Source organism: Streptococcus pneumoniae, assembly GCF_001457635.1.
Taxonomy (GTDB): domain Bacteria; phylum Bacillota; class Bacilli; order Lactobacillales; family Streptococcaceae; genus Streptococcus; species Streptococcus pneumoniae.
Genome location: NZ_LN831051.1, coordinates 1118590 through 1131612 on the forward strand (window position 1 = coordinate 1118590; position 13023 = coordinate 1131612).

Genomic DNA, 13023 nt, shown 5'->3' on the forward strand with positions numbered 1-13023 from the left:
ATGCAAATTCCAAGTAGATTTACCATTGCGACTCATATGCTGATAATCATTGCCCTCGAGGGGAAGGAAAGCAAGGTGACCAGTGATTTTCTGGCTGCTAGTGTCGGGGTCAATCCTGTCATTATCAGAAAGATCTTGTCCCAGTTGAAGAAGGCAGAGCTGATTTCAGTAGCGCGTGGAACGGGCGGAACAGAGATTGTCAAGGACCTTAAGGATATTAGTCTTTTAGATGTTTATCAGGCGGTCGAATGTCTTGGTAAGACAGGTCAACTCTTCAGTTTCCATGACAATCCGAATCCAAATTGCCCTGTAGGAGCTCATATTCATGATGTTTTGGATCAAAAATTGGAGAGAATTCAGTTGACTATGGAGGCAGAACTTGGTCAAACCAGTCTAGAAAAAGTCGTGGCCGATGCAGAGAGTCAGATGAAGGATTAAGAGGGATAAATGCCCTCTTTTTTCTTTGGATAATTATGATAAAATGTAGCTATTAAAGGAGTAAGAAATGTATCTCGTTATAGGAATTGTATTAGCCTTTATAGTGTCATTTTGGAAGGATAATAGAAGTTTGTGGAATCCAGTATTATTTTTATTATCCCTCATTTCAAGTTATTTTTATCTATCCTACCTTTTTTATAAAAATGGATACGAGAATGTTCAGTTAGCTTTTTATGTATTTGCCTTTGTCTTACTTCCTTTTTTGCTTTTTCTAAGTGGCATCTTTTTAATCTATAATGGGGTCATTTTGTTGAAGCGAGAGGGACGTTCCAAGCCCCATTATCTCTCAATGCTATTTGATTTTTATTGACTATTAGATTCTATTTAAAAAGACTTAGAATGCACATGAAAGTATGTATTCTAGGTCTTTTGTTTTGTATACATTTAATTTTCAAGAGTATTATCTATTTTTCCATGCCTGGTAACGAGTATCAATCAATAACTGGGTAAGGCGACCCAAGGTTTCTCTTTCTTCTGGAGTGAGGGATTGAGCTTGGACAAAGAGATGATGAATGTATTCAAGCGCCTTTAAGGAAGCCAAGTCATTGATAGAGCTAATACCAGCCTCAAGAATAGTGCCAAAGAAGAGGTCGAAGTAGAGCTGAAGTTCTTCGTCAGGGACTGTGGCCACCCATTCTTTAAAGGTTGTGTCTACTTGCTGGCTATCACTGTTGGTCTTATCCAGTTGGACGAAGTGCTTATCCTCAATCTGCCAACTAAAGGTATCGTGCTGGGCGATGCCACCCAGGGCAGTACTCTGAACGATGATTTGGTGAGCAGGAATTTCCAGCATCATACCGATAATGGAACCTTGTGGAATGAATATCTTGCTTCTATCCATTATCCTTTGATAACCCGCAGTCTGTGTCAATTCTTGATGGAGACCAGGTGCATCAAATGTATAAACTGCTGTGATCTGATTTTGCAAACTTTGCTCAATTTGGCTAGCAGCATAGATAGCGAGATTTCCTCCCTTGGAATGCCCAGCTAGAATAACCTTTTGCTTAGGATGATGAGCAAAAAAGTTCTTTAAATAGCGAAGGGCGTGCTTTTGAGCAGGAATTTCCTTCATATAGGTCAGGTGGAAATCTTCCTTCCAGCCAATGATACTGTCATCTGTCCCACGAAAGACAATCAGATAGGTATCGAGGCTGACACGATAAGTCATAGCCGCAAATTGCTTTTGCAGTTCAGGGTCGATGTCGTTGATAAAATGGGAGAGTTTGCAATTTTTGAAGCGCTTGTGTTGAGCCAATTCATCTAATAATTGAAGGCGATTTTTGCTAGTAAGCATGGTGGGCTCTCTTGGAACCTGAGGTGCTAGATCTAAAAGACGTTGAGGAAGTGTGGAGACCAGATTATCAAAGGAGAGGTAGGTGATTTCTATTAAGGTTAGAATGTCTAACTCATTCAAGGGAAGGTCGTAATAAGAATCATATGCGACATCTTTCAGATAGTCAAAAATATTGGCCATAAGAGCTCCTTTCTTTTTATTTATCTTAGCAAATTTCCCTCAAATTAGCTAGTAGCATAGCCTGTTTGTACTGGCTAAAAACAGGCTATTTCAAATTCAGTTTCAGACCATCTAGCATGGAAAAATCTGTTATAATAATAGAAAAGGAGAAGCGCATGCACAAGATTTTATTAATAGAAGATGATCAGGTCATTCGTCAACAGATTGGGAAAATGCTCTCTGAATGGGGATTTGAAGTGGTCCTGGTAGAAGACTTTATGGAAGTTTTGAGTCTATTTGTTCAGTCGGAACCTCATCTGGTCCTCATGGATATTGGTTTGCCCTTGTTTAATGGTTATCACTGGTGTCAGGAAATCCGCAAGATTTCCAAGGTACCTATCATGTTTCTTTCTTCGAGAGACCAGGCTATGGATATTGTCATGGCAATCAATATGGGGGCGGATGACTTTGTGACCAAGCCTTTTGACCAGCAGGTTCTTTTAGCTAAGGTTCAGGGCTTGTTGCGTCGTTCCTATGAGTTTGGGCGTGATGAGAGTTTGCTGGAATATGCTGGTGTTATCCTCAATACCAAATCCATGGATTTACATTATCAAGGGCAAGTCTTGAATTTGACCAAGAATGAATTCCAGATTTTACGCGTGTTATTTGAGCATGCAGGCAACATCGTAGCACGTGACGACCTGATGCGGGAACTTTGGAACAGTGACTTTTTCATTGATGATAATACCCTCTCTGTCAATGTGGCTCGTTTGCGTAAAAAGTTGGAGGAGCAGGGATTGGTAGGATTTATCGAGACCAAGAAAGGAATAGGGTACGGATTGAAGCATGCTTGATTGGAAACAATTTTTTCTAGCCTATCTGCGCTCCCGTAGTCGTCTTTTTATCTATCTGCTTTCTTTGGCATTTCTTGTCTTACTCTTTCAGTTTTTATTTGCCAGTCTAGGAATTTACTTCCTCTACTTTTTCTTCTTGTGTTGCTTTGTAACCATATTATTTTTCACTTGGGACATATTGGTGGAAACGCAGGTCTATCGCCAGGAACTTCTCTATGGAGAGAGGGAAGCCAAGTCTCCTTTGGAAATAGCTTTAGCAGAAAAATTAGAAGCGCGTGAGATGGAACTCTATCAGCAGAGGTCAAAAGCAGAAAGAAAACTGACGGATTTGCTGGATTACTATACCTTGTGGGTCCATCAGATAAAGACCCCCATTGCAGCCAGTCAACTCTTAGTTGCAGAAGTGGTCGACCGCCAACTGAAGCAGCAGCTAGAACAGGAAATTTTCAAAATCGACTCCTATACCAACCTAGTTTTACAGTACCTGCGTTTAGAAAGTTTCCATGATGATTTGCTCTTAAAGCAGGTTCAAATTGAGGACTTGGTCAAGGAAATAATTCGTAAATATGCTCTTTTCTTTATTCAAAAAGGCTTAAATGTCAATCTACATGACCTTGATAAAGAAATCGTGACGGATAAAAAGTGGCTGCTAGTGGTTATTGAGCAAATCATCTCAAACAGTCTCAAGTACACCAAGGAAGGTGGTCTGGAGATTTATATGGATGACCAAGAGCTTTGTATCAAAGATACGGGAATCGGGATAAAAAACAGTGATGTCCTCCGAGTATTTGAACGTGGCTTTTCAGGATACAATGGCCGTTTGACCCAGCAGTCCTCTGGACTTGGCCTTTATCTATCTAAGAAAATTTCTGAAGAACTGGGGCACCAGATTCGTATCGAGTCTGAGGTCGGAAAAGGAACGACAGTGCGGATTCAGTTTGCTCAAGTGAACTTAGTCCTTGAGTAAAAATAGATGAGAAAAAGCCTCCAGATTGGAGGCTTTTATGCTAGACTCTTATTTCTCAACGCGTGATTTGTTGGCGATATCAGCTAGGATAGCTTGAACAAAATTATCAACTGAGACAGTTTGTGTTTCTTTTTGGCCGTAGCGACGAACGTTGACTGTTTCGTCTTCCATTTCTTTGTCTCCAACAATTAATTGGTAAGGAATCTTGCTGGTTTGTGAAGCACGGATCTTGAACTGCATTTTTTCATTGCGCTCATCTACGTCTGCACGGACACCGCGGTCACGGAGTTTCTTGGCCACTTCCCAAGCGTAGTCCACGTGTTTTTCGTTAGATACTGGGATGAGGGTTACTTGGTGTGGTGCCAGCCATGTTGGGAAGGCCCCCTTGTAGTTCTCAATCAAGATAGCTGTGAAGCGTTCCATAGTTGAGATAACCCCACGGTGGATCATGACTGGACGGTGATCTTCGCCATCAGCTCCGATGTATTTGAGGTCGAAGCGTTCTGGCAACAAGAAATCAAGTTGGATAGTAGAAAGGGTTTCTTCTTTTCCAAGGGCAGTTTTAATCTGGATATCCAATTTTGGTCCGTAGAAGGCTGCTTCACCTTCGGCTTCAAAGTAGTCCACGCCCATTTCATCAAGAGCTGCACGAAGCATGGTTTGGGCATTTTCCCACATCTCATCGTTATCAAAGTACTTATGAGTATCTTGAGGGTCACGAAGAGAGAGGCGGAAGCGGTAGTCAGTCAAGTTGAAGTCTTCATAAACATCGATAATCAACTGAAGGGCACGTTGGAATTCTTCTTGGATTTGTTCTGGAGTAACGAATAGGTGACCGTCGTTGAGTGACATTTCACGTACACGTTGAAGGCCAGTGAGGGCACCAGATTTTTCGTAACGGTGCATCATACCGATTTCAGCGATACGGATTGGCAATTCACGGTAAGAGTGAACATGGTGTTTGAAAACTTGGATGTGGTGCGGACAGTTCATTGGACGAAGGACAAATTCTTCCCCGTCACCCATGTCCATGGTTGGGAACATGTCTTCTTGGTAATGATCCCAGTGACCAGAAGTCTTGTAAAGCTCAACAGAAGCAAGTGGTGGAGTGTAGACGTGTTGGTAGCCAGAAGCCAACTCTTTGTTTACGATGTAGCGTTCCAATTCACGACGGATAGTCGCACCATTTGGTAACCAGAATGGCAAACCTTGTCCCACTTCTTGTGAAATCATAAAGAGGTCAAGCTCTTTACCAAGTTTACGGTGGTCACGTTCCTTAGCTTCTTCACGCATTTGAAGGTAGTTTTTCAAGTCTTTCTTGTCAAACCAAGCTGTACCGTAGATACGTTGCATCATAGCGTTGTCGCTGTTTCCACGCCAGTACGCACCAGCTACATGGAGAAGGTGGAAGATTTGGATACGACCTGTTGATGGAACATGAGGTCCACGGCAGAGGTCTACATATTCACCCTGACGATAGATAGTCAAACCGCCTTCGTCTTCTGAGTGTTCTTCAATCAATTCCAACTTGTAAGGGTCATTTTTGAAGATTTCACGTGCCTCGTCTTTAGTCACTTCTTCACGAATAGATGGGAAGTTTTCTTTGACGATTTTTTGCATTTCTTCTTCGATACGAGGAAGGTCTTCGTTAGAGATTTGACCAGCTGTGTTGTCAGTATCGTAGTAGAAACCATCTTCGATGGCTGGACCAACTCCCAAGTGAATGTCTGGGAAAAGACGACGAGCTGCTTGGGCGAACAAGTGAGCTGCTGAGTGACGCAAGATTGGAAGGGCATCTTCGTGATCAGGTGTCACAATTTCGATGCTTCCATCTTCAGTGATAGCGCGAGTAGTGTCGATGAGTTTGCCGTTGAATTTACCAGCCAAGGCTTTTTTAGCTAGGGAATTGCTGATAGATTGGGCAATTTCAAAAGTTGTTACGCCAGATTCGAATTCACGAACAGCGCCATCTGGGAAAGTAATGTTAATCATGATGTTCTCCTTTTTTATTATTTCATAGTTTCTAAGCATTGATTTTTTATCAGCAGACTACTTCCGAGTCCTAACGTTCAATTGCTTTTCTTTATCAGAGAGGAAGTTTTCCATTTCCGTCAGAATGTCTATATCCAAACGTTGAGAAAGTTCTAATAGCCACCAGATATTTTCTGAAAGTTTTTGTTCCAGTGTGTAGGGTGTTTCATCATAGTAGCGTCCTTGCTTTGTCATCACCAGTCATTGGAAATTTCCAATATCATTAGATAAAGCCAAGAGGTCTTCTTCTACCGTCCACTTGAAATCATGATGCTTAACTTCCAGTTCGTGATAAGCTTGTCGGATTGCCCAACTGCGCTCCACTAATTCTTGCAACTCCATAATTAGTATCCTAATAAAAAAATGCGACATCCTCGAAAGGACGTCGCAACGTGGTTCCACCTTCATTTATGTACCTCAAAAGAGAGGGACACCTCTGATCGGCTCTAACGTGGCCACCGTTTTATGTTTTCATAAAAAACTCAAGAGTAGTATCAGTTTAGACTTCCTATGCGTTTCCAGCAACCACGCACTCTCTAGTAGAAAGGGACTAAGTGACTTGTCTCTATGGATTATTATAGCATGATTGTGAGATTTTTCAAGGATTTTGTGAAAGTTTTTTGTTTTTCATTTTTTGTAGAATATGCTTGATGCTAATACCAGAATCCATGCCGACCAGAGCAACTGTTTCATAGATTAGCAAGTAAATTAGTATAAACTCACCAAAGGTTATGATAGTAAAGTAAAAGAGCAGTCCGTTACCAACTAACCATCAAAGTGAGAAACGGAAACGGTAGCTATAGAGTAACGATATAATCAAGATTACCAGAGGTGTAAAGAAGAGAAGATTGTTTATATAGAGTTCCTTGAGTGTAAGGGGGTCAGAAACAACTAGTAAGAACAACTCATAAAGTGGCCAATAAAAGAATAATATGACCAGATAGTAGGGGAGATGGGAATAGAATCTACGCATGATAATCACCTCGTTTTAAAAAAACAGACAACTTAGATCTCTTGCTATGATTATTATAGCATGTTTAAAACAAGAAAGTAAATTTGTTGACAAAGAAGATTTTTCTTTTCACTAGAATCATAGTTAGTTTTCTTGGTAGAAATATTTTGATAATAATTAAGCAAGACTATTGACATTGATTATTAAGAGTGTCACAATTATTGTAACTAAAATAATTACAACAAGAGAGGTATAAAAAATGAAACTAGCAGTTATTGCAGCAAATGGACAAGCGGGGAAAGCAATTGTTGAAGAAGCAGTCAAACGAGGACATGAAGTAACGGCTATTGTTCGTTCTGAAAACAAAAGTCAAGCTGAGTCTATTATTAAAAAAGATTTATTTGAGTTGACAAAAGATGATCTTACTGGATTTGATGCTGTTATTTCAGCGTTTGGTGCTTATACACCAGATACGCTACCGCTCCACAGCAAATCAATCGAACTATTTAATCAGCTTCTTGCTGGAACACAGACACGTTTTCTAGTTGTAGGGGGAGCAGGAAGTCTTTATATAGATGAAACAAAAACGACACGACTTTTAGATACGTCTGATTTTCCTGAAGAATTTAAGTCACTAGCAAAAGATCAAGCGGATGAATTGGATCTTCTTCGTACAAAAAATAATCTCAACTGGACTTTTGTCAGTCCTGCTGTAGATTTTATTCCCGATGGTGAAAAAACAGGAAACTACATTCTAGCAGGAGAAATTTTTACTACTAATGAAAAAGGAATAAGCCAGATTAGTTATGCAGATTATGCTATTGGATTGGTAGATGAACTTGAAAAAGGTCATCATATAAAAGAACGTATCTCTTTACTTGAAAAATAATAACTATGAGAGTATTAATGTTTGACAGAAAATTTAAATCTTGGTAAAATAGGGATTGTCGTAAAGACAAATAACTTCTTCTTGGTTACAGGCATGCCAACCTGTCACTCGGATGAAGCCAAATAAAAAGGAGAAACATCATGGCAATCTCAAAAGAGAAAAAAAATGAAATCATTGCACAATATGCACGTCACGAAGGTGATACAGGTTCAGTAGAGGTTCAAGTTGCTGTCCTTACTTGGGAAATCAACCACCTTAACGAACACATCAAACAACACAAAAAAGACCACGCTACTTACCGTGGATTGATGAAAAAAATCGGTCGCCGTCGTAACTTGCTTGCATACTTGCGTAAAAACGACGTTAACCGTTACCGTGAGTTGATCAACTCTCTAGGACTTCGTCGCTAATTCAAGATACAAAGGCTGTCAAAAGCACAAAGCAAAAATAGGAAAATTGACGAAGAAACTTCAGTTTCTAGGAGATTTTATCTTTTTTGCCAAGTGCTTAGGCCGTGTTCAATTGAGCATATCTTGATAATGAAGCTACTCTAAATTGGGTAGCTTTTTTGCGTTGTCACCTTACCTCGATATACTCAAGTATAATCTTTGGTTACGGTTCCTAGCACTGTAAGGTAAAATAAACCAGCTTTTCTCCCTTCGGGGAGATTTTTTTTGTTTCACTGAAAGTTTCGTACGATCTTCGCCTCGTCGCCTAGTCTATAAACGATTTATCTAGCAAGAATCATGATGCTAAGGGCGTCAAAAATCCGTATGAAAATAGGGAAATGACACAGTGTTCGATGAGCACAAGGAGTTTCATCTTTTTCACTAGGATTTTAGCCCGGGCTCAAATCAGCTCTCTGACTTCAGAGGGCTTTTTTATTGAGGTTTTATCGGTAACAATTTTGGAGACTACAAAAACCTCAAACGGTATCAGCTAATTACACCATAAAGGTGCGCAGTTACTCGGCTTTTCAAGCCGAGTAGCTGTATGCAAGCCCCCTAGAAGAGCCCACTCTTTACAAAGTAAAGTATAGTATGTTATACTTTACATGGAAGTAGTCACTGAATTCCAGTTAGAAATTACTTTGTAACTACGTTTTGAGGAGGAGTAAAATGCTTTCCTACGTTCGACATTACCCACTAGCGATAGCTAAATTAATGTGTCTGTGCTCTCCTAAAATCTGCTGATTTATTACTGACTAATACAGGAGGTTTTTTTTATGGGACAGACAATCATATCTGCTATTGGTGTTTATATTTCCACCAGTATCGATTATTTAATTATTTTAATTATTTTATTTGCACAGCTATCACAGAATAAACAGAAATGGCATATTTATGCGGGGCAATATCTAGGCACAGGCTTACTTGTAGGGGCGAGTTTAGTTGCTGCTTATGTCGTTAATTTCGTGCCTGAAGAATGGATGGTTGGATTGCTTGGTTTAATCCCTATCTATTTAGGGATTCGCTTTGCAATTGTTGGAGAAGATGCGGAAGAAGAAGAGGAAGAAATTATTGAAAGATTAGAACAAAGCAAGGCAAATCAACTGTTTTGGACAGTTACATTGCTGACAATTGCGTCTGGCGGAGATAATTTAGGTATCTATATACCTTATTTTGCTTCGTTAGATTGGTCACAGACCCTCGTGGCCTTGCTTGTGTTTGTAATCGGCATAATTATCTTTTGCGAGATTAGTAGGGTGTTATCCTCTATTCCGTTAATATTCGAGACAATTGAAAAATACGAGCGAATCATTGTGCCCTTAGTATTCATTCTACTTGGACTATACATCATGTATGAAAATGGCACGATAGAGACTTTTCTGATCGTGTAGATTTTTTTGTTTCACTAGGATTTTAGCCCGAGCTCAAATCAGCTCTCTGATTTTCAGAGGGCTTTTTCATTGAGTATAAATGGACAATCTTAAAGTTACTCTATTGTAGAGTGGCTTTTGATTTGATTAGGAGATTCTTATAAATATAGTAAAATGAAATAAGAATAGGACAAATCGATCAGGACAGTCAAATCGATTTCTAAAAATGTTTTAGAAGTAGAGGTGTACTATTCTAGTTCCAATCTACTATATAAATGAAAACCTTAGCTGTTTGGCCAAGGTTCATTTCTTCTATGCAAGTTCTTCTCTTTTCTTATCTGGGTTCCAGATGAAGCTTGCGATAAAGCTAAAGATGATGGTTAGGATAGCGAGGATAATAGCAAGGATGAGGGCAGGGATGCGGATAAACCACCAGAGTGGATTTGGTTTTTTATCATTGTGCCATTGTTTCGTTTCTTCGTCCAGACGTTGGAATTCTGTTTGAATACGATTGGCGACTGTTTCAATGCCTTCATCATTCATTTTCTTGATATCTGAGATATCGATTGGATTTCCAAAGTTCATATCGACACGTTCACGGCTAATCAAGCCCTTCAAAGTCATGGGACCGGTGTAGGTAACCGGCATGATACGGACCTTGGCCATTTTGGCAATCAGTGCTGCGCCCCCCTTGACATCGTTTGAGTGGCGGCTACCACTTGGAAACATGATGAGAGAGCGGTCACTTTTTTTGAGAACGTTGATAGGATATTTGATGGCTGAGGCGCTGGGATTTTCACGGTTGATGGGAAAGGCGCCACACATACGAATCCACCAACCAAAGATACGGTTGGTAAAGAGTTCTTTTTTTGCCATAAAGATGAACTGTTTTGGCTTGGTCGCAAAGGCCATATAAACAGGATCCCACCAGGTACGGTGAGGCGCAACTAAAATATAATTTTCATCTTGATTAGGAATTTTATCAGTATTATGATAGTGAGCATTGCCATTGATGGACCATAGGAGCAATACAACTAATCCACGCAAATAAGTATAAAACATGCGATCTCCTTCGATTGTTTTCTTGTTATTATTATACCTTATCAAAGGAGGGCTGGCAAACTTTTCCCTTGACTAGATGCATATTTGGGATGAAATTAGAATTCTGTTAAAAAAAATGATATAATAGAATTTATGGATAAAAATAAGATTATGGGATTAACCCAAAGAGAAGTCAAGGAAAGACAGGCTGAGGGTTTGGTCAATGACTTTACCGCATCAGCCAGTACCAGCACTTGGCAAATCGTTAAACGAAATGTCTTTACCCTTTTTAACGCTTTGAACTTTGCCATTGCTTTGGCCCTTGCCTTTGTGCAGGCTTGGAGCAATCTGGTCTTCTTTGCTGTTATCTGCTTTAACGCTTTTTCTGGGATTGTGACCGAGCTACGAGCCAAACACATGGTGGACAAGCTCAATCTCATGACCAAGGAAAAGGTCAAAACCATCCGTGATGGTCAGGAAGTTGCTCTTAATCCTGAAGAATTAGTGCTAGGAGATGTCATTCGTTTGTCTGTAGGAGAGCAGATTCCTAGTGATGCCTTGGTTTTGGAAGGCTTTGCGGAAGTCAATGAAGCCATGTTAACGGGAGAAAGTGATTTGGTGCAAAAGGAAGTTGACAACTTACTTTTGTCAGGAAGTTTCTTGGCTAGTGGGTCAGTTTTAGCTCGTGTCCATCATGTCGGTGCAGACAACTATGCCGCCAAACTTATGCTGGAAGCCAAGACCGTTAAACCCATCAACTCCCGTATCATGAAATCGCTGGACAAGCTAGCAGGTTTTACTGGGAAGATTATCATTCCCTTTGGTCTGGCTCTCTTGCTGGAAGCCTTGCTTTTAAAAGGCCTGCCTCTCAAGTCATCTGTTGTAAACTCGTCGACAGCTCTTTTGGGAATGTTGCCTAAGGGAATTGCCCTTTTGACCATTACTTCGCTCTTGACTGCAGTTATCAAGCTAGGTTTGAAAAAGGTCTTGGTGCAGGAGATGTACTCTGTTGAGACCTTGGCGCGCGTGGATATGCTCTGTCTGGACAAGACGGGTACCATCACCCAAGGAAAGATGCAGGTGGAGGCTGTTCTTCCGTTGACGGAAACGTATGGTGAAGAGGCTATTGCCAGCATCTTGACTAGCTACATGGCCCATAGTGAGGATAAGAATCCAACTGCCCAAGCCATTCGCCAGCGTTTTGTGGGAGATGTTGCTTATCCTATGATTTCCAATCTTCCCTTCTCCAGCGACCGCAAGTGGGGGGCTATGGAGTTAGAAGGCTTGGGGACAGTTTTCTTAGGGGCACCTGAGATGTTGCTGGATTCTGAAGTCCCAGAAGCCAGGGAGGCCTTGGAGAGAGGATCACGTGTCTTGGTCTTAGCTCTCAGTCAGGAGAAATTAGACCATCACAAACCACAGAAACCATCTGATATTCAGGCTCTAGCCTTGCTGGAAATCTTGGACCCCATTCGAGAGGGAGCAGCAGAGACGCTGGACTATCTCCGTTCTCAGGAGGTAGGACTCAAGATTATCTCTGGTGACAATCCAGTTACGGTGTCTAGCATTGCCCAGAAGGCTGGTTTTGCGGACTATCACAGCTATGTAGATTGCTCAAAAATCACCGATGAGGAATTGATGGCCATGGCGGAGGAGACAGCTATTTTCGGACGTGTTTCCCCTCATCAAAAGAAACTCATCATCCAAACGTTGAAAAAAGCGGGTCATACAACGGCTATGACAGGGGACGGGGTTAATGATATCTTGGCCCTTCGTGAGGCGGATTGTTCTATCGTGATGGCGGAGGGGGATCCAGCAACCCGTCAGATTGCCAATCTGGTTCTCTTGAACTCAGACTTTAATGATGTTCCTGAGATTCTCTTCGAGGGTCGTCGCGTGGTCAATAACATTGCCCACATCGCCCCGATTTTCTTGATAAAGACCATCTATTCCTTCCTGTTAGCAGTCATCTGTATTGCCAGTGCTTTACTAGGTCGGTCAGAGTGGATTTTGATTTTCCCCTTCATTCCGATCCAGATTACCATGATTGACCAGTTTGTGGAAGGTTTCCCACCATTCGTTCTGACTTTTGAGCGAAATATCAAACCTGTTGAGCAGAATTTCCTCAGAAAATCCATGCTTCGTGCCCTACCAAGCGCTCTCATGGTCGTGTTTAGCGTCCTGTTTGTGAAAATATTTGGGAGTAGCCAAGGTTGGTCTGAGTTAGAAATCTCAACTCTCCTCTATTATCTCTTGGGGTCAATTGGTTTCTTATCCGTATTTAGAGCCTGCATGCCATTCACTCTATGGCGAGTCCTATTGATTGTCTGGTCAGTAGGAGGCTTCCTAGCCACAGCTCTCTTCCCAAGAATCCAAAAACTGCTTGAAATTTCAACCTTGACAGAACAAACGTTGCCTGTTTATGGTGTCATGATGTTGGTCTTTACAGTGATTTTCATCCTGACTAGTCGCTATCAAGCTAGAAAATAAAGAAAGACTGCAATCTGTGGATTGCAGTT

At 41.0% G+C, this 13023-nt stretch carries 13 protein-coding genes and 1 pseudogene; 8 read left to right on the plus strand and 6 right to left on the minus strand.

Annotated features, from left to right (window positions below; all coding sequences use genetic code 11):
- Together AT689_RS05975 and AT689_RS05980 are read left to right on the plus strand one after the other, a co-directional pair.
- On the plus strand, positions 1–438 hold the full coding sequence (locus tag AT689_RS05975) for an Rrf2 family transcriptional regulator (protein WP_001166786.1): 438 nt from the start codon (positions 1–3) through the stop codon (positions 436–438).
- A 67-nt stretch (positions 439–505) separates the two neighbouring features.
- Complete coding sequence (locus AT689_RS05980) at positions 506–808, plus strand: hypothetical protein (protein WP_000281608.1); 303 nt, start codon at positions 506–508, stop codon at positions 806–808.
- Between the two features lie 90 nt (positions 809–898).
- On the opposite strand, the gene AT689_RS05985 is transcribed toward AT689_RS05980, so the two are convergent.
- On the minus strand, positions 899–1972 hold the full coding sequence (locus AT689_RS05985) for a DUF2974 domain-containing protein (RefSeq protein WP_001273823.1): 1074 nt from the start codon (positions 1970–1972) through the stop codon (positions 899–901).
- Between the two features lie 155 nt (positions 1973–2127).
- Here AT689_RS05985 and AT689_RS05990 point away from each other — a divergent pair, with 155 nt between their 5' ends.
- Both AT689_RS05990 and AT689_RS05995 read left to right on the plus strand, forming a co-directional pair.
- Positions 2128–2805, plus strand: coding sequence for a response regulator transcription factor (locus tag AT689_RS05990; RefSeq protein WP_000548959.1), 678 nt, complete (start codon positions 2128–2130; stop codon positions 2803–2805).
- Positions 2798–3772: a HAMP domain-containing histidine kinase gene (locus AT689_RS05995; RefSeq protein ID WP_000887953.1), complete on the plus strand. Its 975-nt coding sequence runs from the start codon at positions 2798–2800 to the stop codon at positions 3770–3772. Before AT689_RS05990 ends, AT689_RS05995 begins: the two co-directional genes overlap by 8 nt.
- Positions 3773–3820: 48 nt before the next feature.
- On the opposite strand, the gene thrS is transcribed toward AT689_RS05995, so the two are convergent.
- From thrS to AT689_RS13670, 4 genes and pseudogenes are all read right to left on the minus strand, one after another.
- Positions 3821–5764: a threonine--tRNA ligase gene (thrS, locus tag AT689_RS06000; RefSeq protein WP_000608349.1), complete on the minus strand. Its 1944-nt coding sequence runs from the start codon at positions 5762–5764 to the stop codon at positions 3821–3823.
- 57 nt (positions 5765–5821) lie between these two features.
- Positions 5822–5998, minus strand: coding sequence for a MazG-like protein (locus tag AT689_RS06005; protein WP_000166031.1), 177 nt, complete (start codon positions 5996–5998; stop codon positions 5822–5824).
- 6 nt (positions 5999–6004) lie between these two features.
- Positions 6005–6145, minus strand: a complete 141-nt coding sequence (locus tag AT689_RS06010) for a MazG-like protein (RefSeq protein WP_000422775.1) — start codon at positions 6143–6145, stop codon at positions 6005–6007.
- 256 nt (positions 6146–6401) lie between these two features.
- Positions 6402–6776 (minus strand): annotated as a pseudogene (locus AT689_RS13670) (hypothetical protein).
- 238 nt (positions 6777–7014) lie between these two features.
- On the opposite strand from AT689_RS13670, the gene AT689_RS06020 reads away from it, so the two are divergent.
- From AT689_RS06020 to AT689_RS06030, 3 genes are all read left to right on the plus strand, one after another.
- Positions 7015–7644: an NAD(P)-dependent oxidoreductase gene (locus AT689_RS06020; RefSeq protein WP_000762090.1), complete on the plus strand. Its 630-nt coding sequence runs from the start codon at positions 7015–7017 to the stop codon at positions 7642–7644.
- Between the two features lie 140 nt (positions 7645–7784).
- Positions 7785–8054 (plus strand): 30S ribosomal protein S15, encoded by a 270-nt coding sequence (gene rpsO / locus AT689_RS06025; protein WP_001018251.1) that lies wholly within the window; start codon positions 7785–7787, stop codon positions 8052–8054.
- A gap of 815 nt (positions 8055–8869) precedes the next feature.
- Entirely contained in the window at positions 8870–9484 is a 615-nt protein-coding gene (locus AT689_RS06030) for a CadD family cadmium resistance transporter (protein WP_000531723.1), read from the plus strand.
- A gap of 291 nt (positions 9485–9775) precedes the next feature.
- Here AT689_RS06030 and AT689_RS06035 read toward each other — a convergent pair whose 3' ends face one another.
- Positions 9776–10525: a lysophospholipid acyltransferase family protein gene (locus AT689_RS06035; RefSeq protein WP_000500207.1), complete on the minus strand. Its 750-nt coding sequence runs from the start codon at positions 10523–10525 to the stop codon at positions 9776–9778.
- A gap of 132 nt (positions 10526–10657) precedes the next feature.
- Here AT689_RS06035 and AT689_RS06040 point away from each other — a divergent pair, with 132 nt between their 5' ends.
- Entirely contained in the window at positions 10658–12994 is a 2337-nt protein-coding gene (locus AT689_RS06040) for a cation-translocating P-type ATPase (RefSeq protein WP_000360070.1), read from the plus strand.
- The last annotated feature ends 29 nt before the right edge of the window (positions 12995–13023 follow it).